Raw genomic sequence first — 22,208 nt, 5'->3', positions numbered from 1 at the left:
TACGCTGTTCAAACCGGCATCTGTTGAAAAATTATATTGTACGCAAAACTATTCATTCCGGGAGGCTCATCTCATGACACAGACAACTATCGCTTACGGTACCCAAGTAAAAGAAGCGGCTGCATATATCAAGTCCAAATTCGGACAGTACAGCCCAAGCATCGGACTGATTCTAGGTTCGGGTCTTGGTGATCTGGGCGACCAGATTGAAGACGCAGTCTATCTGCCTTACGAAGAAATTCCCCATTTCCCGCGTTCCACAGTGGAAGGTCATGCCGGCCGGTTCGTTATCGGTAAGCTGGAAGGCAAGGATGTAATCATCATGCAGGGCCGTTTCCACTATTATGAAGGCTATGAAATGCGCAAAGTTGTGCTGCCTGTATATGTAATGGCTAAGCTGGGCGTAGGAACGCTGGTCATTACCAATGCCGGGGGCGGCATGAACCGGGCGTTCAAAGCCGGTGACTTGATGCTGATCACAGACCATCTCAATATGACCGGTGACAACCCGCTGATCGGACCGAATGATCCGGAGCTGGGTGTACGTTTCCCGGATATGTCCCGTGCCTATGACCCTGAATACATTGAGCTGGCCAAAAAGCTGGCGGTTGACGTCAAAGGTGTTGACGGTGAAGCGCTTGTGCTGCAGGAAGGCGTCTATGCCGGCATCAGCGGCCCGACGTATGAGACACCGGCTGAGCTGAAAATGCTCGCTTACCTGGGCGGAGACGCGGTCGGCATGTCCACTGTGCCGGAAGTGATTGTTGCCAGCCACAGCAAGCTGCGCGTGCTTGGTATCACTTGTATCACCGATATGGCGATTGGCGATGAGCTGGAGCCGCTGACACATGAGCAGGTAGTGAAAGTAGCTAACCTGACCAAGCCGAAATTCATCGGACTTGTCCGTGCGTTTGTGCGTGAGGTACAGGTATAATGCGTGCGGTTGATCTGATTCAGAAGAAAAGAGACGGCGGCGAGCTAAGCCGTGAGGAAATCGCCTACCTGATCCAGGGTTACAGCAAAGGCGAAATTCCGGATTACCAGATTTCCGCCTGGGCAATGGCGGTATACTTCCGGGGAATGAACGCTCGGGAAACCGGCGATCTGACACTGGAAATGGCGATGTCCGGCGACCAGGTGGACTTGAGTCCTATCGCCGGCATTAAGGTGGACAAGCATTCCACCGGCGGCGTAGGTGATAAAACTACGGTGGTGCTTGCACCGCTGGTTGCTTCCGCCGGAGTTCCAGTCGCCAAAATGTCCGGTCGCGGGCTGGGACATACAGGAGGCACACTCGATAAGCTTGAGTCGATCAGCGGTTTCTCGGTGGAGATGGGCCGTGAGCAGTTCTTCGCCCAGGTCGGCGATATCGGCGCGGCTGTTATCGGGCAATCCGGTAATATTACTCCTGCCGACAAGAAGCTGTATGCGCTGCGTGACGTGACTGCAACCGTGGAATCCATTCCGCTGATTGCCAGCTCCGTCATGAGCAAAAAAATCGCCGCCGGCGCAGACGCCATCGTGCTTGACGTCAAAACCGGCAGCGGTGCGTTCATGAAGACGCTCGACGATTCGATTGCCCTGGCCCAGGCCATGGTCGATATCGGTACGCATCTGGGCCGCAACACGGTTGCGGTCATCAGTGATATGGACCAGCCGCTGGGCTTCGGCATCGGCAATGCGCTGGAAATCAAGGAAGGCATCGAGACCTTAAAAGGCCACGGGCCAAAGGATCTGCAGGAGGTCTGCCTCATTCTGGGTAGCCAGATGCTGGTCCTCGGCGGCAAAGCGAAGGACGAAGCCGAAGCGCGGACGATCCTGATGTCCCATATTGAGGACGGCAGCGCATTTGATAAGTTCAAGCAGATGGTATCCGCACAGGGCGGCGATGTTTCACAGGTCGAGGCACCGGATACCCTGCCGTCAGCCAGTCGCTTCATTGAGGTCAAGGCAGCGTCTGCTGGTTATGTCGAGAGCATCCAGGCCGAGGAAATCGGCGTGGCTGCCATGCTGCTTGGTGCAGGCCGTGAAACCAAGGAATCGCTGATTGATCTCGGTGTCGGCATTCAGTTATCGCTTAAGGTCGGCGATGCTGTTGCCGCAGGCGACACGCTTGCCGTACTGCATGTGAACGACGCCAGCGAGAGCAAGGTGCAGGAGGCGGAAGCGAAGGTGCTGGAAGCTTACCGTATTTCCGCTCAGCCGGTTCCACCGCAGCCGCTGGTATTCGCGCTTGTAACAAAGGATGGCGTAACCCGGTACTAAGTATAATTTGACGTCTACGTTTCTATAAAGTGAAAGCCGTACGGAGCAATTCCTGCTCCGTACGGCTTTTTGTGCGGCCAGGGATCGCCGCAAAGAGGAAGTGATAATACTTGACTGTTATAGCGAAGTGGAGCAGCATAGAGAATGGAGCGGAAATGGTGTAATCGGAGGGAAGTTAACATGAGTGAATCAAGGATACTAATCAGCATGAATGTACTGAAGGATTGTCTGGGGCTTAGCCGCGGTGAACTGCTGGCTGTTGTGGCTGACGATGACAAGCGCGAGCTCGCGGAATCCGTCTATGAAGCAGGCAAGAGACTAGGGGCGGAATCGATGCTGCTGGTCATGCAGCCGCGGAGCAAATCAGGCGAGGAGCCGCCGGCTCCGGTCGCCGAAGCGATGGCTAAAGCGGATGTGGCCGTCTGTATTACGACACATTCCATGACACATACGTCTGCCCGCAAACAGGCAGCAGCAGCCGGAACCCGTGTGGCCACCATGCCGGGCATGACGGAGGATATGTTCAGCAATGGAGCAATAACTGCGGATTATGCGCAGGTCAAAGAGCTGACTGAACAGGTTGCCGCCCTGCTGTCCGCAGGCCGTGAGGTGCGTGTGGAGAAGGACGGGCTGAGTCTGAGCTTCTCGATTGACAGCAGAGACGGCGTGCTGAGCACTGGTTTATATCTCAATCCTGGAGAATCGGGCAATCTGCCTTCCGGCGAGGCATACATCGCGCCCATGGAAGGTACTGCGTCAGGACAGATTAAGGTGGATGGCTCCATCGCCGGAATCGGTGCGCTGCATAGTCCGCTGGTGCTTACCGTGGAGCAGGGCCGTCTAACTGGAGCCGAAGGTGAAAACGGGGACAAGCTGCTGCAGATGCTTGGAGCAGGCGACGGGCGGTTCCTAGGCGAATTTGGTATCGGAACGAACAACAAGGCGAGAATTACAGGTGTAGTGCTGGAAGACGAGAAAGTGTACGGAACCATTCATGTGGCATTTGGCAGCAATAATACCTTTGGAGGTATAGTAGCTGCAGGAGTACATATCGATGCTGTGGTAATGAAGCCTGATGTGTATATAGACGATAAGCTAATTATGCTTGCGGGAGAATTGCTCTAAGTTAGGAGTTTAGGAGTTTAGAAGTTTAGGAGTGCCGGATAATGACTCCGGATGGTTAAAGTGAGGGGCTTTCGCTGCGTATCCGTAAGGATACCGGAGAAGGCCTTTTTTCTTGCGTGAATTGGAATAATTTCCTGCCTTTCTGACCAAACTGGAATACAGTACCTGTGAAATGAAGGTTAATGTTCAGGAGGGGAACCACTTTGAGAAAATTTCGTTATATGATGCTTGTGTTATGTATGGCTATCTCGGTTCTGGGAGCGGCATCTGGTGCATTTGCGGAGGAAAAGGCTAAAAGTACCGGTAACAACGCTGCTGCTGTTGATCTCGCGCCGGGGGCGCGTTCAGCCATTCTAATGGATGCTGGCACCGGCACGGTTATTTATGAGAAGAACAGCCATGACAAGCTCCCGCCGGCCAGTATTACCAAAATTATGACGATGCTGCTGACCGTTGAAGCTCTGGATGAAGGCAGACTGCAATTGACCGACAAAGTGCGGACGAGTGAATATGCTGCATCGATGGGCGGTTCACAGATTTTTCTGGAGCCCGGTGAAGAAATGACGGTGGACGAGATGCTGAAAGGCATCGCTATGGCTTCCGGCAATGATGCCTCTGTTGCAATGGCGGAGAAAATCGCCGGCTCAGAGAGTGCTTTTGTCGATATGATGAACAGTAAAGCAGAGGCGCTTGGTCTGAAGGATACGCATTTTGCCAACTGTAACGGCCTGCCGGCTGCGAATCATTATTCCTCGGCCCATGACATTGCCGTCATCAGCAGGGAGCTGCTCAAGCATGAACGGATTATTAAATATACCGGTTCCTATCAGGACTATCTGCGCAAGGATTCGGCCAAACCGTTCTGGCTGGTCAACACGAACAAGCTGGTGCGCTTTTATACGGGAGCCGACGGTCTGAAGACCGGCTATACGTCGGAAGCCAAGTTCTGCCTCTCGGCAACAGCAGCCAGAGACGGACTGCGTGCCGTTGCCGTAGTACTGGGCGAACCGAACACGAAGACACGCAACAGTGAAGTGTCGGGCATGTTCGATTATCTCTTTTCACAATATAAGATGCACACGATCTACAAATCCGGAGACACCATCGGTACGCTGAACATTGAAAAAGGTGTGAAAAAGGTGCTGCCGATTACCGCCAAGGAAACCTACAGCGTACTGCTTAAAAAGGGAGTTACCCAGGAAGGCATCCGCAATGAGGTGGTGCTGCCGGACAGTGTAAAAGCGCCAATCACCGCAGATCAGACTATCGGCAAGCTGGTAGTCTACCAGGGCACGAGTGTAATTAAAGAATATGAGCTCAAGGCGGGGGAAGCTGTGCCGAAGGCAGGCTGGTGGAAGCTGTTCAAGCGCACGACGGGATCGCTGTTCACGGTTGATTAATTTCTTGCATTTTGTAGATTCCCCTTGCGTCCTCTGTAGATTCATAGGGGTTTTCTTCTAGTTTTGTCGGGGAGCAGGAATCCTCAATTGCCTTGTAGAAAACCTTGTCCTTGTAGGGGAAAGCACCAAGTTACAGGACGGTTTGTGAAAGCAACGAAGAGGAGAGTGGCAAGTATGAATTCTCATGTGGAGATGGAGCATCACCGGGGTGTGCTGGTTGTCCGTTTATCGGGAGAGCTGGATCATCACGCAGCCGATTATGTTCGTATGGAGATGGATGAAGCGATTATGCGGGGCCAGGTGGAGCATCTGATTCTCAGCCTGAAAGAGCTGCAGTTCATGGATAGCTCGGGCCTTGGTGTTATTCTTGGGAGGTACAAGCTGATTCGCAGCAAGGGCGGGAAAATGGCAGTCTGTGATGCAACCGCCCCTGTGAAGCGGCTGCTGGAAATGTCGGGCCTGTTCAAAATCATGTCCCTATATGACGACGAGAGTTCTGCGCTCTCGGATTTGGAGGTTGCGTTATGACAAAGAGTGAAGCTGGTAACTTCATGAGTGTCCAGTTTGCCGCCCTCTCGGAGAACGAATCGTTCGCGCGTGTGGTGGTAGCGGCCTTCGTCTCCCGGCTCGATCCTACCATGGAAGAACTGAATGATCTGAAGACTGTCGTCTCGGAGGCTGTCACTAACTGTATTATCCACGGCTATGACAGTAATCCGGAAGGGATTGTCAGCATCTCGGCGTCGATTGACAATGAGACCGTGCACCTGACCATTGAGGATCAGGGGAACGGCATTGAGGATCTGGAGCTGGCGCAGCAGCCGCTGTACACATCCAAGCCGGAGCTGGAGCGGTCGGGCATGGGCTTTACGATTATGGAGAATTTCATGGATGAATTCGAAGTGACCAGTGAACCGGGGCGCGGTACCTCCATTTCAATGAAGAAAACGATCGTTTCGAAAAAAGCTTTATACAATTAGGGGTTGGAGCCATGGAAGCAGAATCAAAAAAAGCTCCGCCGACCTATTTGGACGATGCGGAGGTCAAACGTCTTATTGCGCTCAGTCAGGCCGGAGATAATCTGGCCCGCGACACGCTCGTAAGCTGCAACATCCGCCTCGTCTGGTCGGTGGTGCAGCGGTTTATGAACCGCGGGTATGAGCCTGATGATTTGTTCCAAATCGGTTGTATCGGACTGCTCAAGTCCGTTGATAAATTCGACCTCAGCTATGAGGTCAAATTCTCCACCTATGCTGTGCCGATGATCATCGGCGAGATCCAGCGTTTCCTGCGCGATGACGGAACCCTCAAGGTCAGCCGCTCGCTCAAGGAGATGGCCAATAAGGTGCGCAAAATGAAGGACGAAATGTCCAAGACGCTGGACCGCCTGCCGACCATCGGCGAAGTTGCGGAGGCACTTGGTGTAACTCCGGAAGAAATCGTGTTTGCGCAGGAAGCCAACAAGCCGCCGACCTCGATCCACGAGACCGTGTTCGAGAACGACGGCGATCCGATCACCCTGATCGACCAGATCGCTGACGAGTCGCAGGAACGCTGGTTTGACAAGCTAGCGCTGAGCGAGGCCATTGGCGCACTCACCGAACGCGAGCGCCTGATTGTCTACCTGCGGTACTACCGCGACCAGACCCAGTCGGAAGTCGCCACCCGCCTCGGCATCTCGCAGGTCCAGGTGTCGAGGCTAGAGAAGAAGATCCTCGCGAACATTCGTGAGCAGATTGCGCAGTAGCTATATTGAAAGAGTGTTAGTTAAGTGTGATGATGTAAAGTGACGGGTGCAGTAATTAAGTTATCGGGACGCAACAAAAAACCACCTCCTGAGGGGTGGTTTTTTGTTTTAGGTATTTTACTCACTAAGAATTTGATATTAAACTTTATAGGAGTGCGGGAAATGCTGCCCGAAGTATTTATCTGCCTTTTCCTGAAACCGCTTACAGCCAACATCGAATCAAAACGATCAAAATCTAATCGTTGTTGCATACTCCTGCCCCGGGATCAAAAGTAGAATGAGTGTATAGATAAGGAGGGATCATATGGTCGCAAGGATGCTCAAATACCGCTGGCAGTATGTCATGATTTTGCCGGCCGTTGTCCTGCTTTTTTTGTTTAACTACATCCCTATGGCGGGGATTCAAATTGCCTTCAAAGACTTTGCGATCGGCTCGACGATTTGGGGAAGCCACTGGACCGGGCTGGAGAATTTCGCTTTTGTCCATGAGGAACAGTTCTGGAAGGTGGTTAAGAACACCCTCTATATCTCTGTGCTGAAATTTATTTTTGGCTTTCCGCTGCCGATTCTGCTCGCGCTGATGATCAACGAAATTAAAAACTCGACGTTTAAACGTTTTGTGCAGTCGGTCAGTTATTTGCCGCATTTTTTCTCCTGGATTGTCGTGGCATATATACTGCAATCGTTCCTTACCCTGGATGGGGGGCTCGCCAACGATCTGATTACGAAGATGGGCGGAGATCCAATCTTCTTTCTTGGCTCCACGGAATGGTTCCGGCCCATGATTGTGTCCAGCGGTCTGTGGAAAGAGGTCGGCTGGAACACGATTCTTTATCTTGCGGCCATCTCAACGATTGACCCGCAGCTGTATGAAGCGGCGAAGGTCGAAGGGGCGGGGAAACTGGCCCAGATCCGGCACATTACCCTGCCAGGCATTCTGCCGACGATCTCGATCGTTCTGATCCTCAGCATTCCGAGTCTGATTACCGTAGGGATGGACCAGATCTATCCGATGATGAACTCTGCGAATCAGGAGGTTGCTGATGTGCTTGATACGTATGTGCTCCGTAACGGGCTGCAGCAGGGTTACTTCGGTGTGGCGACTGCTGTGGGGCTGATCTCATCGGTCATTAGCCTCATTCTTGTCCTGACGACGAACTCAGTATCCCGAAAAATCAATGGAGAGGGGCTATGGTAACCGATGAAAGCGACTTTGCTTGAACGTACGGCGCAATGGATTATCGTGCTCCTGCTGATACTGCTGTGCGTCAGCGTTATTTATCCTTTCCTATATATGCTGGCGATTTCGCTTAATACCGGGGCGGATGCGGCAAAAGGCGGAGTCTATCTCTGGCCGCGTTCGTTCACCTGGATCAATTATGAAATTGTGCTGGGCAATCCGGTGATACGCCACGCTTATCTCATTACCATCGGAAGAACGGTGCTCGGAACCTTCGGCGGGTTAGCGGTTACTATAATGGCTGCTTACGGCCTTTCTTACAAACATCTGCCTTTCCGTAACGGCATTCTAACGTATATTCTTATTACCATGCTGTTTAACGGCGGACTGATTCCTTTCTATATCCAGCTGTTCAAGCTCGGGCTGACCAATACCTTTTGGGTGTATGTGATCCCCGGTCTGTTCTCCGTCTGGAACATGTTCGTCATGCAGAAATTCATCCAAGGGATTCCGGAGGTTATGATCGAATGTGCGGAACTGGACGGAGCCGGACCTTTCCGGATTCTGCTGCAGATCATCGTGCCGCTCTCGAAGCCGATGCTTGCCGCGCTGGGGCTGTTCACGGCTGTAGGTCATTGGAATGACTGGTTCTCAGGTGCCTTTTATGTCAACGACCAGAATTTAATCCCGGTCCAGACCTTTCTGCAGCAGCTGCTGACTGCACAGGATTTATCTTCGGTGCTAAGCTCCAATCAGAATCAGGAGGCGCTCGCACGCAGTTCAATGAGTAATATTACGCTGATGTCCGTCAAAATGGCTACCGTTATGATCAGCGCGCTGCCGATTCTGCTGGTCTATCCGTTCCTGCAGAAATATTTTGTCAAAGGCGTGATGATTGGCTCGGTCAAAGGATAACCGCGGGTATAAGCAATCTTTCATATACCAAGTGACTTGATGAAAAGGGGATGAACCAAATGTATATTAGAAAAAATGGGATGAAAAGTGCGCTGGCACTAACCTTGGCGGCTGCACTTGGCCTCATGGCAGGCTGCTCCGGCAACAGTAATTCAGCAGGGCAGAACAGCACAGGAGCGGATAACGCTGCAGCAACAAGCTCGGCAGCTGCGGATACTAAGACAGATACGAAGGGTTCTAACAGCTTCAAGCTATGGCTGGGCTGGACCGCAACCGTTAATAATGACAGTTCTATTCAACAATACTGGAAAACAGAGGAACCGGGAATCGATGTGAAGCTGGAAGCAACACAAGGGGATGCTGCTACCGCGCTAAATCTTAAGCTGAATACAGGCGGGTTTGACGATGCGGCGATTTTCCAGAGAAGCCAGGTTGTTGATGATGCCATGAAACGATCCAATCTGATTATGCCGCTCGAGCAGTATTTTGACATGCCTGAACAATATCCGGGTCTGGCTGCGATTCCCAAGGTCTACCTTGATCAGATGAAGGATGCAGACGGACATATCTGGTCCATTCCTTCCTACTTCGATATAGATCCTGCTGATCCTTGGCCGGGCTGGTCCTCCAATGCTTGGTTTATCCGTACGGATATTCTGGAGAAGACTGGTATGACGGAAGCGGATCTCACCACACTTGCCGGGGTAGAGAGCTACTTGGAGAAGGCCGCTCAGCTGAAGGATGAATCCGGTAAGGCACTTCTGCCGCTGGGGATTCTTACAGATAAGAACGACGAGTATACAGTGCTGTCTGCCTTCGGTGTGACCATTGCTTCTGCCGGCGGTGTGACCCCGGTCCGCAAAGACGGCGACAACTTTATTTTCATGTATGACGATCCGGGCTTCAAGGCCGCCTACAAGTGGATGAACAGCCTGTATCAAAAGAAGCTGATTGATCCCGAAGCGCTTACTGATAAAGGTGAAAGATATGTGGAGAAAAATAAAAGCGGCCGCTATGCGATGAACATCGGGAGCTTTTGGAACTTCAACCAGTCCGTATGGGAGGTTCTTGACGGTCCGACTGGACCCGGATGGTATTATAAGCCGATTCCCTTCCCTAAAGTGGATGGTGTGGCCCAACTGGGCACGACGCAAGTGATCAATCCTTATCCCGGTGATGATACGTACATCAGCAAAAAAACGAAGAATCTGGACGCCATCCTGAAGTTTTATGACTATACCTTATCCCCAAAACCGGAGCAGGGCATGGTCGTCAACGAAGGGCCGGCAGGGAAGTACTGGGATTGGGTGGATCAGCCATATGGAAAATGGACGTTCATTGATCCTGAATACAAAGAGCTGCGCAACTCCGGCGATGCCGCCAAGAAAGCACAGCTGACGCCAGAACTGTATATGACTTCGACTTACAGCAATAAGTGGTACGCCTGGTGGACCTCGGAGAATGTTCATGCAGGGGGAGCGAAGACCGGTGAATTCTCCAAGCAGATCGGACAAATGGGCGCAACCCGCGTAGCCGAAAACTATGATATGGTAAAAGCCAAAGCCGGAGGTGTCTGGGAGAAGTATGCTCCTGAATTGGACACCGTTTATAAGGAATACCGCGCCAAGCTGCTGATGGCAAATAGTGATGACAAATTCGAAAAGGTATGGAGTGATTTCACCTCCGCCCTGGAAAAACGCGGACACTGGAGCGAGCTGAAGCAGGAGTGGAACGAGCTGTACCAGGCATTGGGCAAATAGAGCTGAGGCTTGTCCGGTCCGGACGGAACAAGGTAAACTGAATTCAACACATGAAGCGGAGCAGTCCTGTAAGCAGGGGGGCTCCCTTTCGGTTTAAACCGTGTGATATTCAGGAAGCAGATGGGAGAATGTGCAGTGCGACGCTGGCTTGAGAGACGTATCCTCCGTATGACCCGCACTATGAATCTACGCCGGAAAATTGTCGTTTTTTATGGACTGGTTGTGTTTATCCCTACGGTTATTCTGGGCATCGGAGCAGGTTACCTGGCGCTGCAAAATGTCAGATCCAATTACATGCTCACCATTAATGAAGCTGTCCGGCAAACGGCACAAAGCATTGATTTCAGAAAACAAAGCTATGATCTGCTCGTCAACCGGACCGGAACGGACGGGGAACTGATCTCCAGGCTATCCTGGACCTATGAGAACTGGGAGGACCAGCTTGCTTCGGTGAATTATGTGGACCGGTCATTCCAGGTGATGAGCCGTTATTTGACTGGAATCGAGAATTTCCGGATTTATCATGTTAATCCTACACTGATCGAAGATGGGGGACTTCTCTGGAAGCCGTCCGTCCGTCCGTTCCCTGGGGGAGATGAGCAGTCGTGGTACGAAGGGGTAATGGCGTCGCCAGTTGCGTTGCAATGGTCTGACATCCCCGGGGAGAATCCCAAGCTGATCGTGTCCAGAAAAATAACAAATGCCAGCGGGTATGTATTTGGTGCCATCTATATGCTGCTGGATTATAACAGCGTATTCGGCGAACTGATGGACCGACCCTTTAGCGGGGAAGGAAGCCTGTTCCTCCTGGATGAGCATGACCGGGTGGTTGCAGCCTCTGACCGGACCATGATTGGCAAGCCGCTTGCATCAACCGGGCTCTCCAGCCTATGGCCGGGAGATGAGAACGCCGAAGTGATTACGGACAATGGTGAATATTTTGCAGTCCGGCAATTAAACGGAGCCTGGAAAATCGCTGCTCTTGTCCAAATGCGTAAAATGGAGCAGCAGTCCTCCACAACGGTATACAGCATTGTTGGCATAACCCTATTTTTCCTGTTTCTGTCCATGTTCCTGGTCATGATCGTACTCAAGAACGTCGTGCTGCGAATCCGTAAATTAAGCAACCGGATGAGCGATATCGCCGATGGTGACTTTAACGTGTGGCTTCAGAGCCGGAGCAGGGACGAGGTCGGGGATCTGGAGGTCATGTTCAATCAGATGGCGGGACGGCTAGGTAGTCTGCTTGAACTGTTAAGCAGTGCCAAATTAAAGGAGAAAGAGTCATCATTCCAGGCGCTTCAAGCGCAGATCAATCCTCATTTCATCTATAATTCACTAAGTCTGCTTCAGTGGCGGGCGCTGGATCAGGGTGATCAGGTACAGGTGGAGGCTATTGAAGCGCTGACTACCTTTTACCGGTTCGCGCTCGATAACAAATCCAATGTTACGCTAATCAGGAATGAGCTTGAGCATGTGCGGGCCTATCTTGACATTCAGCAGCTTCGTTATCCGGGTCGTGTCCAGGTGGAATGGGAGCTGGATGAGTCCGTTATGGAGCTTTATTCTATCAAAATGATCCTGCAGCCGATCGTGGAGAATACTTATATTCACGGACGGATTTTTACCCGGCCTGGTGCTTGTATAGTCATCTCTATTCAGCGGGTTGATCAGAAGATCCGTTTTCAGGTGAAAGACAACGGCACCGGCATTGCTCCGGACACATTGACGCTTATCCAAAAAGGTGAGAAGGCCGGAAAGGGTAACGGCTTCGGATTACTGAACATTAGTGAACGCCTTTCATTATACTTCGGCCAAGCCGGTAAGCTTTGGATCGAAAGCACACCTGAACAAGGTACGCTGGTCACCATTGAGCTGCCTGCCTGTACGGACAAACCAGAGCTTTTCCGGGAGGGATAAAATGTGCTGCAAGCACTTATTGTGGACGACGAGCCGTCTCATATCCAGGGATTAATCCGGCATATCCCCTGGACAAAACTTGGCTATGCCATCCCGCTAACCGCAGAAACAGGTGAAGAGGCTATTCCGCTGCTGCAAGATAACCGGGTAGATGTGCTGATCACCGATATTACCATGCCGGGTATAAACGGGATTGAACTGGCATCTGAAGCGAAAATCATTCATCCGGAAATACAGATTCTAATTATCAGCGGTTACAATGAGTTCGAGTTTGCTCAAGATGCTATCGAAGTTGGGGCGCAGGGTTATGTGCTCAAGCCCCTAAAGCTGAGTGAGATTGAGCGTAAACTGACCTCCTTCCGGCAAACCATCGAGAATATCAAGCAAATCAACGAGCAGACAGTGCATCTGCAGACCATGGTATCAGACAGCAGGGAGCTGCTGAAGGAGTCGTTTGTTTATGAGCTGCTGGAAGATGAGCCGATGGAGGCGGGGGAGCTGTCATCCTGGGCGCATTTGCTTAATCTTCCGGGCCTAACGCATGGAATTCTGCTGGTTGTAGCTGTGTTCGATGATTTTAACGCTTCCGTACGGGAGGCCAGAAGCCGGCTAATGTTGAATTCAGCGCTTCAGCAATCTCTTGCTATATCTTTGCAGGATATGGGGGTCATGCTGGTGGCAGCGGTCAAACCCGAAGGGGTGGCAGCCATACTGGTCAATCCGACTTCTGACAAAAGGATGCTGCTCGACAAACAAATGACCTTCGTTAAAGACTACATGCGAAATACGTATCAGGTTTCCGTTACGGTAGGAATCAGCAGGGAAGGCCGGAAATGGGAGGAGATCGGGCAGCTCTACCGGGAGATCAAATATACGATCGCCGATGCCCGCCAGAGCGATAACGGCCTGCTGCTGCATGTGGGGAGAATGGAGCGGAAGGCGTATGAAGATTTAAGAGAACGGGAAATCCTGCTGCCTAGCCTGCTCTCCCTGGCGGAGGGCGATGATCCGGTACTGCTGACCAGGGAAGTCGGCACGGCGTTTGAGCAGATGGAGGTTAAGGGCCATTCCTTCGCCTATATACAGTCTTTCAGCATCAGCCTGATCGGCGAGCTTACACGCAAATTATGGAACGATGTGGAAGCTGTCACCTATCTCAGCAACCGTGCATTGCACCGGATATTGGAATGCAAAACCATGCCTGTGATGAAAGCCATCATACTAGAATATATCGACTCTGCCTTCGGACTTGCGCGTAAAGAACGGAACCTGCAGCAGCATCATCTGATTAATCGAATTGCTTCCTATATCGCAGAACAATTGCCGGATAGTATGACGGTCAAGCAGCTAGCGGATATGTTTCATATCAGTGCAGGACATTTAAGTGTCCTCTTCAAAAAAGAAACCGGGCAGACCATCTCCGACTTCGTCAAGAGCCTGCGGATGAAAAAAGCCAAGGACTTGCTCCAGGACCCCACCATCAAAATCTATGAGGTTTCTGAGCGGATCGGCTTCCAGACCCCCGCTTATTTCACCTATCAATTTAAGAAAAACGAGGGCTGCACGCCGCAGGAGTACCGGGACCGGTATTACCGCTGATCTAATAAGCTTTAACTGTCTTAAACCCTGAGGGGGATTCCCTCGGGGTTTTCTCTTGCCAGCCTATGCGAGTGAGAATAAGGATACTGCCAGAATGACTAACTAATAGCAGGTTATTCCTAATCAAAAAGAGCCCAGTGCAAAATGACTCTGCACCGGGCTCTTAAGGCTCAAATAATACTACTTACGATAATGGTGTCATTCCAGCAACTTGATCGATCATGCCTGCTTCCTGTGCATCGGCGGCTATTAGCTTGTTATACACATCCTGATCCAGCGGGCTATTTACCTTTTTCAAACCGGCTAAATACCAGCGCGCGATTTCGCGATTCACGGGATCCGAATAATCTTCGCTTAGCTCACCTTTTAATAGGGTAACTGCAGACACAACATCTCCAGTGAGTATCTTCATTTTACCAACGGCTAAAGTTGCAGCGGAAGAAAGAGGAATGGCCTGATTGTCTATATTGCTCATAACCTGATAATAAGCTTCAAGTCCCATGCTGAAGTTTGCCTTTGCGTTAGCTGCAGCCTGTGGATTGTCCAATCCTTGAGTGCTTAAGATATTTAACCATTCCGAGTAAGAGGGTTGACCCGACTCGTAAGCGAGAACTATGACATCACTATACCATTTTGTACTCCACAGATCATTGCGCCCTGCCAGAGCGGTGTAGCTACCTGTGAATCCTGTTTGGATGATGGACGCGGCGGTCTCTGTCTGTCCTGTAACCTGATTTACTTTACCTGCACTTAGGGCAATCAACGGTGTGACCGAGAAAGGCCGGCCCTGTAGCTGTCCCGAAGGCAGTGTTTGTAAATATTCGATCCCATCCACAACGTGCTGGTAAGCGGCAAGGCTGGTATAGAAGTACTCCTGCTTCTTAGTCTCGTTCTGCTGAAGATAGGCTTGGATACCGAGACGGGATGCCCGGGTAATGAGCTGCTCATACCACTCAATATCCCATATATACTTGTCCTGATTATCGAGGTATACGGCATAAGCCTCCTCATGTTTATCTAATACATCATAGAGAACAGTCTGTAGCTTCAACAGTTGCTTATTGTAGGGCTCCTCTTTGAGGGCGCGCTGTAGCAAGGAAAAGAATTCGTCGGCATATTGCTCGTCTTTGGTTTGTTTATATACCTGATAATCTAGTGATGCTAACATCATAATTGTCTCAGGATGAGCCGGACGGTTCTTTAATGCCCTCACAAGCGGGGCTTTAATCTCTTCGTAGGATTTACTATACTGTGCAATAGCCTTTGCATCAGCTAGATCGTTAGTGGAAGTGATATTGCTTATCGATACGATGAGTATGGCTAGCGCTGCCACAGTGGTCACACCCAGGTAACCGTAGCGCAGTCCGGCTGATTTCCATTTGCCTTCGAGTGGTTTAGGTTCCATGGCAGCTGTCATCCCGGCAAGACCGATAAACACAAGCATTCCCATGAACACATAACTTAGGTTAAAGTCCAGGATACTATGTAATAGAATGGATAATGCAATAATAAAATAGAAGAATCCGTTCTCGAAGTCATTCGTCCCCGTCTGCCGTATATATCCCCTGATATATTTGTAGAACACATACAGGATAAAGCCCATGAACACGATAAATCCCAGAATGCCGACTTCTATTAAGTATTGCAAAAAGAAATTGTGCGCCTGACGGCTTACATACGGGTTATTCTGGTACTTCTCATACAAGGCAGCCCATCCGCCGCCCCCTGCACCAAGAACAGGATAATCCTTAGCTACTTTAAAAGCGTCCCGGTAAAAAGTCATACGCTCCAGCACACTGTGCTGTTTGAAGTTGATATTTTCCAGTCGGGTTTCAATATTGGCAGGCAAAATACTTCGTGCGCTTGTTCCGATAAGCAGCCAGGCAGCAGCAGCCACCAAGACCGTTGCTCCAACGGGAAGCCACAGATTAGCAGACTTTCGGGGAGACCCTTTTTCCAAGCGCTTCTCCAGACCTGCAGCAACGAAGCGTTGTGCGGACCAGCAGGTTGCTGAGGTCACAATACAAGCAATAATTAGCCAGCTCCAGCCCTCTACAGCAGCAGAAGGATCAGAAACGGCCGCCACATGTTTGCCGGTGGAGGTTATTTTGCTGATTATAGCCAATGACGCAGCAGCAGCGATGATTAGGTGGATGATCCAGAGGATTTGCCGCGAAGGCTTTTGAAAGAGAAGCAGCAGGACAAAAACTACCGGCAACATGACCAGACCGCCCCGTGATAGCGTCAGAAGCAGTGAAATCATGATCGGTACCAGCATAAAACTGTGAATTACGATGCCGTACCACTTTTTGGCCCGAACCAAAGCGTACACAGCTACAAATAGAAAGGCCATCAGAAAGGCGGCATACGTATTTGCGTATTGAAATATGGAGGTCAGACGTAGACCGTTCGAATCGGTCATCACTGCGTCAAGATACTTACCGGCACGGACAGTATTAGAGAACCAGCCAACGGCCCCTCCGGCTACATTCCAAGCTCCCAGCCAGTTTAGCAGACCGAACCAGACGATTAGGTAAGCCAATGTTAGTATAGCGGATTGGATGATCTGGTTCGCTAGTTTTTGACGTAGAAGATAGAGGAATACAATAAAAAGTGCAGCATACATACTTTGAATAAGCAGCATATTGACCGCCATATAGTGTGAGACAGCGGTAAAAAGGGATAAAAAGTACGTCAGCGGAAGCAGGAGCACACATAGAGCAACAAGATCACGCTGATCCTCAAATCTGAATTTTTTGTAGTAGAACACTGCCCAGACAATGAGCATAAGGCTGCCGATTACCGTAGAAATATAGATTGGTTTTTCAAAATCAGCCTGTTGACCATTAAATAGCCCTACTTGAAACGGAGCCCATACTAGAAAAAGTATGAAACCGATAATCAGCACCCAGAGCGAGAAGGGGAGTGCTTCATCATATCTTAATGGAGTCGACTTTTTACCATAAACCGGTTGCGCCAATTTTTATTCTCCTTTACAATTTATTCTAGTCATTAGTATAAGTTGATTGCCTCATTTTGGCAAAGATGGATTGTGAAAGTGTCCTTCTAGTGTTTCGAATTTTATCCAGATAAACCGAATTACGAAAGGTGGAGCTTAGCCCGTGAAATTGAAATTAGAGGGACTTACGGTTTTGGCGCAGGATGTAGCTAAATTGGCTAGTTTTTATCGTGATGTTTTGGGATTTGAGACGGTCATTGAGGAGAACCATTATGCTGAATTTGTGAATAGTGGAATTCGTCTTGCGATTTGTTCAACATCCTTAATGGCGGAAAACACGAATGACCACCATACTTATTTAGAAGAGCGTAAAGGACAAGCCTTTGAACTTAATTTCGAATGTGACTCTCCAGACGCTGTCCACATGATGTATCAAGAGGTGGTTTCAAAAGGGGCAACTGAAATTACAGCTCCAAAGTCAATGTCCTGGGGGCACACTACAGGTTTCTTCGCAGATCCGGAAGGCAACATTCATTCTATCTTTGCGGTTAATCCGGTGACGGCGCAGCACGGATAATTCAGGTACTACTTTGTTTTCAAGAGTTGCAGTTGATATTAATAAAGCCAGTAGATCCAAAGAAATCTTTGGATCTACTGGCTTATTCTATATATTCATTCTGACTAGAACTTAAACCGGCTTGCTAACTGAGCCAGACTAGAAGAGAGCTGGTTCATTTCAGTGGTAGAAGACAGTAATTGTTCCATGGAATTTAATGATTCTATGATAGACACCTCAACCTGTTCGGCGTTTTTACTGGAAAGCTCTACATTACCCGCCAGGGATTGAATGGTAGCTGCGACTTGTTCGCTACTCGAGGAGATTTCTTCGACAATGGAGGACACATTGATAATCTGACTGTTCACGGTATCAATTTGTTCGGTAATCGTCTGGAAAGATACTCCGGCTTCACGTACGGCTGCTAAGCCTTCTTCGGTGTTTACCCAATTGGTATTGATTTGCTGGACGACCGATTCGGTATCCGTATGAATAGCTTGAATCATATCAGATACAATGGTAGTGGCTTCTTTGGATCTTTCGGCCAGCTTTTTAACTTCATTAGCCACAACGGCAAATCCTCTCCCATGTTCTCCAGCCCGGGCTGCTTCAATCGATGCATTCAGCGACAGCAGATTGGTTTGAGTGGCGATTTGCGCAATCAGAACGATTATTCCATCGATGTCTTTCGTTTTTTGACCTAAAGCCTGAATGGTTTGGACGGATTCCTTTGAATCCAGGGCTAACTGCTCAATGATAGTTTCGGTTTCAGCAATAATTTGACGGCCTTGTTCAGCTTGTTTCAGCGTAGACGATGAGGCTTCAGCTACTTCCTCTATGCTTTCTGAGATTTGTACGGTGCCCTTGGCCACCTCTTCCATAGCCAGCGAGCTCTCATTAATCGCCGATACCTGTGTTTTGGAACTAAGCGCAATCTCTGTAACGGCTTTCGAATTCGCCTGCTCGTTTTCTTTAGTAGTCGTAGCGATGTTGGTAAACATCTCTGACTGTGAAGACAGCTGGCTAGAAGAATGGGAAATGTGCTGAAGAGATAATCTTAGATTTCCGAACATTTGGTAAAAGGCAGCTGACAGCTGTCCGATTTCATCTTTCCGGTTATTATTTAGGGCTTTGATGTCTACTTTTAGATTACCTTCAGCTAGATTTCGTGAGAAGCCGACGAGCATATTTAAGGGTCTGGTGAAAAAGCGGCTTAAAAGTAACCAGAAGCCCAGCGATACCAAGACAATAATACTTGAGGTGATAATGATAATGGAAACTAACAATTGGTTGGAGTCCTCAAGTTCGTCGGTTATGTCAAATTGTAATTTAGCAGAGTAGCTAACCTTGCCGTTCTTATGTAAGGGTGAAGCAACCTCAACGATGTGACCACTCTTCGAGGATATGATCTCATTCTCTTTCACCGCATTAATTTCTATGGAATCTGCTGCTTTCCCTACTTCCTCGGGATTTAGCGACGCGATAATTTTGGGTGAACTCTCCAGATCACTAATATTAAAAGAAACGATCTCCATCTCCGATTCTTTTATTTTGTTCAGTTGTGTCTGTAAATCCTGTGCATTCTCGCTTCCGGTGAGCATCAAATCAAAGGTTTCAATAATAATGGCGGCTTTTTCTTCACCTGCTGTTTGCGAAGCATTTTTACTCTCGGCATAAAAATAGAAGCAGGATATTACAGAAACGAGTAGTAGTGAAAAAATGACCGTACTGATAATCTTGTTGGCAAATTTCATGACAGCACCTCAATAAAACAATTATTAGAAATAAGTTAAACTTATTGTCCGAAATTCACTATATCATGATGAAGTGAAAGATAAATAAAAATACTTGTCTGACAAATAATTGTCGCAAAATACCCGTTTATATCGAAATTCACACAATGATCACTTACAAAAAATTAAATAAAATGTTAATATGTCGCGGAAATTATATATACAAGAGACAGCATAGCTGAAATAATATGACAGGCCGAACAGGTTGTAACCTTTCACCTCCGATATGGCACTTAAGATTAAGAACATGTGAAAAGAGGTTCCGTATGGTAACGCGGCTGGTTGAAGAAGTGCAAAAAGGGGATACGGAGGCGTTTGGGCAGCTGATGGCGCATTTCCGGGGGATGGCGTTTGCGGTCTCCTACGATATGCTGAGGGATGTCCATCTGGCGGAAGATGCTGTGCAGGAGGCGTTCATCGAAGCTTACACCAATATTGGCAAGCTGCAGCAGCCGTCTGCTTTTCCGGGCTGGTTCAAGACGATTGTCGTGAGACAATGCCAGCGGTTGCTGCGGCGTAAGCGGCAGGCAATTCTTCCCTTGGAAGATGCCATGCAGATTTCTCAGGAATCGCCGGGTGTAGCAGAAATCGCTGAGCGGAGGGAAGGTGCACAGGTGCTGCAGCAGTCGGTGTCAAGCTTGAGCGACAAGCTGCGGGTACCGCTGCAATTGTTTTATTTCTACGGCTATTCGCTGCAGGAAATCTCCGATTATCTGGACATTCCGGTATCAGCGCTGAAAAAACGGCTGTTTGACGGACGGCGCAAGCTGAGAGGTGCACTCCCCGTCATCGACCTTGCTTCCATGTTCAACAACCTATATGAAGGAGGCGGGAATATGCTGCATATCGTAAATGGGGATTCTGTAGGGAATATGCTGAAAAAGGGAATCGTTTCCGGGGATGTGCTGGTGTGGAGAGAGGTGTACTCAGCAGGTCCGAATTTTGTGAACCCTGCCGGTGAAGCAGAACGTATGCTACGCGCACAATCGCTCGAACAGTCGATGGGTATTCCGGCAGCGGAATATCGGGCAGCCTGTGCGGAGCAGGAAGAGAAGCTGCGGGGGATTAACCGCTATGACGAAGTGGTGCTGTGGTTCGAGCATGATTTGTTTGATCAGAGCATGCTGGCTTATCTGCTGCACTATTTCAAGGGGCAAAAGCTGGGCGGAACCAAGCTTAGTCTGCTCTGCATCGGTGAGTTTCCCGGCATCGACCTGTTTCATGGTCTAGGCCAGCTGACTCCGGCGCAGCTAAAGACCTTGTCCGGGACCTGGCGGAGCATCGAGCAGAAGGAGCTGGAGCTGGGCAGTGAACTGTGGCAGGCCTACGCCCATCCCGATCCGTTACAGATGTCTGACCTGCTTGCACTTAGAAGACAAGAACTGGAGGCATCAGCACTGCCTTTTGCCTATGCTGCATTTCAGGCCCATTTGTCGCGTCTGCCTTCTGTAGTCAATGGCCTTGGACTCGTAGAACAAACGACGCTTGAGGTTGTGCGCGGGGGAGCGGATACTCCAATGAAGCTGTTCCGGCAAGTAACCGACTCGCTGCATGTGCTTGGCATGGGTGATCTCGAATATTGGCTGTATCTCCGGGGATTGGTGCAGGGGGCACAGCCGCTGTTGATGATCGACGGTACTGCAGCTGCAGACAATTTTGATTTTCGCCGGGTCCCGGATTTTCTGAACCGAAAGGTGACAATGACTGCACTTGGCGAGCAGATATTGGATGGAGCAGCGGACCGGGTGGCGGTTCAAGGCCTTGATGTGTGGTACGGCGGTCTGCATCTGGAGGGACACTCTGTACCGTGGCGCTGGGACAGCTCAGCACAGATGCCGGTAAGAATGTAGTTTTTTAATGGTATAATATAGGTTCTGATTCGCAGTCATCAACGGGCAGGGAGGGGAAAACCATCAGAACCCTAGTGATCAGTGACATTCACGGATGTTACCGGGAATTCAACGCGCTGTTGCGTAAAGTGAACTATATTCCGGATCAGGACAAACTCATACTCATCGGCGATTATGTGGACCGGGGGCCAAACAGCAAAGCAATCGTAGAGCAGGTCATGTCCCTCCAGGCAGAATGGGGCGCTGTGGTGCTGAAAGGTAATCATGACAAAATGGCCTGTGACGCACTGCTCAGCGATGATGAAGACAAACTGGATATTCACTGGCTGAACAACGGCGGATTCCATACCTTGATGAGCTACGCTGGAGCGGACGCCGACTTTGTGCAGCAGGATCTGGGCTGGGAAGAGTACATCAGGATTAAGCATTGGATCAGGCAGGCTTACAGGCACCACTTGGATTTCCTCAGCTCATTGCCGCTCTATTATGAGACGGAGGACCATTTGTTTGTACACGCGGGAATCGACCCGGCGCTTGCAGACTGGAAGACGCAGAAGGATTATGATTTTATCTGGATCAGAGAACCGTTCTACAATCATCCGGTGACGAACACCACCAAAACGATTGTGTTTGGCCACACCTCAACCTTTGAATTCCAGGACAATCCCGGCATCTGGTTTAGCCCGCTAGGAGACAAAATCGGCATTGATGGCGGCTGCGCCTACGGCGAGCAGATGAACTGCCTGGAGATCGGCGATGAAGGATATAAGACCTATAGTGTGCGGCTGGGTGAGAGTGGATTGGGAGGCTGATGAGTGATTCAGAACAAATTTATAAAGGATAAAAAGCATTTTGAAGAGGCACTACATTTGGTAACAATGATGTTCAACTATGAACAACGACTGCCCAACCAAGTTTATAAAGTTCCCTTCGTAAAGACTGTTGTACTTGATTTCGATCATGCATTGAGTCGTCATTTTTGGAGCGAACTAGAAAAATTGATTGGCATGTCTGGTGATTCGTTTGCCATTATGGCAGAAGAAATTGCCTCGAAGTTGTTGAAGCACTACAGCGCCAGTAAGTAATCTACAAAGACCTTGAGGGGATGCTCCTTCGAGGTTTATTAATGCCCGATGCTT

18 protein-coding genes are annotated in these 22,208 nt (G+C 49.7%); 16 read left to right on the top strand and 2 right to left on the bottom strand.

Annotated elements, in window-relative coordinates:
* Positions 1-73 precede the first annotated feature (73 nt).
* The 12 genes from L6H70_RS08535 to L6H70_RS08480 all read left to right on the top strand — a co-directional run bounded on the left by L6H70_RS08535 (position 74) and on the right by L6H70_RS08480 (position 13,911).
* Positions 74-934 (top strand): purine-nucleoside phosphorylase, encoded by an 861-nt coding sequence (locus L6H70_RS08535; protein ID WP_206101210.1) that lies wholly within the window; start codon positions 74-76, stop codon positions 932-934.
* On the top strand, positions 934-2,265 hold the full coding sequence (locus L6H70_RS08530; RefSeq protein WP_236331854.1) for a pyrimidine-nucleoside phosphorylase: 1,332 nt from the start codon (positions 934-936) through the stop codon (positions 2,263-2,265). The genes L6H70_RS08535 and L6H70_RS08530 overlap by 1 nt, the downstream gene beginning before the upstream one ends.
* A 180-nt stretch (positions 2,266-2,445) precedes the next feature.
* Positions 2,446-3,390 (top strand): aminopeptidase, encoded by a 945-nt coding sequence (locus L6H70_RS08525; RefSeq protein WP_236331852.1) that lies wholly within the window; start codon positions 2,446-2,448, stop codon positions 3,388-3,390.
* Between the two features lie 182 nt (positions 3,391-3,572).
* Positions 3,573-4,790: a D-alanyl-D-alanine carboxypeptidase family protein gene (locus L6H70_RS08520; RefSeq protein WP_423802780.1), complete on the top strand. Its 1,218-nt coding sequence runs from the start codon at positions 3,573-3,575 to the stop codon at positions 4,788-4,790.
* Between the two features lie 174 nt (positions 4,791-4,964).
* Positions 4,965-5,318 carry an anti-sigma F factor antagonist gene (gene spoIIAA, locus L6H70_RS08515; protein ID WP_054941453.1) on the top strand — a complete coding sequence of 118 codons (354 nt, stop codon included), beginning with the start codon at positions 4,965-4,967 and terminating at the stop codon, positions 5,316-5,318.
* On the top strand, positions 5,315-5,770 hold the full coding sequence (gene spoIIAB / locus L6H70_RS08510) for an anti-sigma F factor (RefSeq protein WP_054941452.1): 456 nt from the start codon (positions 5,315-5,317) through the stop codon (positions 5,768-5,770). Before spoIIAA ends, spoIIAB begins: the two co-directional genes overlap by 4 nt.
* 11 nt (positions 5,771-5,781) lie before the next feature.
* Positions 5,782-6,537 carry an RNA polymerase sporulation sigma factor SigF gene (sigF, locus tag L6H70_RS08505; RefSeq protein ID WP_054941451.1) on the top strand — a complete coding sequence of 252 codons (756 nt, stop codon included), beginning with the start codon at positions 5,782-5,784 and terminating at the stop codon, positions 6,535-6,537.
* A gap of 304 nt (positions 6,538-6,841) precedes the next feature.
* On the top strand, positions 6,842-7,735 hold the full coding sequence (locus L6H70_RS08500; RefSeq protein ID WP_236331849.1) for an ABC transporter permease: 894 nt from the start codon (positions 6,842-6,844) through the stop codon (positions 7,733-7,735).
* A 3-nt stretch (positions 7,736-7,738) separates the two neighbouring features.
* Complete coding sequence (locus L6H70_RS08495) at positions 7,739-8,632, top strand: carbohydrate ABC transporter permease (RefSeq protein ID WP_236331847.1); 894 nt, start codon at positions 7,739-7,741, stop codon at positions 8,630-8,632.
* Between the two features lie 59 nt (positions 8,633-8,691).
* Positions 8,692-10,392 (top strand): type 2 periplasmic-binding domain-containing protein, encoded by a 1,701-nt coding sequence (locus L6H70_RS08490; RefSeq protein WP_236331845.1) that lies wholly within the window; start codon positions 8,692-8,694, stop codon positions 10,390-10,392.
* Positions 10,393-10,572: 180 nt separating this feature from the next.
* Positions 10,573-12,312, top strand: coding sequence for a cache domain-containing sensor histidine kinase (locus tag L6H70_RS08485; RefSeq protein WP_236331843.1), 1,740 nt, complete (start codon positions 10,573-10,575; stop codon positions 12,310-12,312).
* A gap of 3 nt (positions 12,313-12,315) precedes the next feature.
* Complete coding sequence (locus L6H70_RS08480; RefSeq protein WP_236331841.1) at positions 12,316-13,911, top strand: response regulator; 1,596 nt, start codon at positions 12,316-12,318, stop codon at positions 13,909-13,911.
* A 184-nt stretch (positions 13,912-14,095) separates the two neighbouring features.
* Here the strand turns inward: L6H70_RS08480 and L6H70_RS08475 are convergent, their stop codons facing one another.
* Complete coding sequence (locus L6H70_RS08475; RefSeq protein WP_236331839.1) at positions 14,096-16,891, bottom strand: O-antigen ligase family protein; 2,796 nt, start codon at positions 16,889-16,891, stop codon at positions 14,096-14,098.
* A 142-nt stretch (positions 16,892-17,033) separates the two neighbouring features.
* On the opposite strand from L6H70_RS08475, the gene L6H70_RS08470 reads away from it, so the two are divergent.
* A complete protein-coding gene (locus tag L6H70_RS08470; protein WP_236331837.1) occupies positions 17,034-17,447 on the top strand; it encodes a VOC family protein in 414 nt (137 codons plus the stop codon).
* A gap of 104 nt (positions 17,448-17,551) precedes the next feature.
* Here the strand turns inward: L6H70_RS08470 and L6H70_RS08465 are convergent, their stop codons facing one another.
* The gene (locus L6H70_RS08465) at positions 17,552-19,180 is read right to left on the bottom strand and encodes a methyl-accepting chemotaxis protein (protein ID WP_236331835.1); all 1,629 of its coding nucleotides are present in this window, start codon (positions 19,178-19,180) and stop codon (positions 17,552-17,554) included.
* Positions 19,181-19,485: 305 nt separating this feature from the next.
* On the opposite strand from L6H70_RS08465, the gene L6H70_RS08460 reads away from it, so the two are divergent.
* The 3 genes from L6H70_RS08460 (at position 19,486) to L6H70_RS08450 (ending at position 22,154) form a co-directional block, all read left to right on the top strand.
* Positions 19,486-21,069 (top strand): sigma-70 family RNA polymerase sigma factor, encoded by a 1,584-nt coding sequence (locus tag L6H70_RS08460; RefSeq protein ID WP_236331832.1) that lies wholly within the window; start codon positions 19,486-19,488, stop codon positions 21,067-21,069.
* A 74-nt stretch (positions 21,070-21,143) separates the two neighbouring features.
* Positions 21,144-21,881: a metallophosphoesterase family protein gene (locus L6H70_RS08455; protein ID WP_236331830.1), complete on the top strand. Its 738-nt coding sequence runs from the start codon at positions 21,144-21,146 to the stop codon at positions 21,879-21,881.
* Positions 21,882-21,884: 3 nt separating this feature from the next.
* Positions 21,885-22,154 (top strand): hypothetical protein, encoded by a 270-nt coding sequence (locus tag L6H70_RS08450; protein WP_236331828.1) that lies wholly within the window; start codon positions 21,885-21,887, stop codon positions 22,152-22,154.
* Positions 22,155-22,208: the final 54 nt, after the last annotated feature.

Source organism: Paenibacillus auburnensis (assembly GCF_927798115.1).
Taxonomy (GTDB): Bacteria; Bacillota; Bacilli; order Paenibacillales; family Paenibacillaceae; genus Paenibacillus_AQ; species Paenibacillus_AQ auburnensis.
This window is presented reverse-complemented; position numbering and strand designations above follow the sequence as displayed.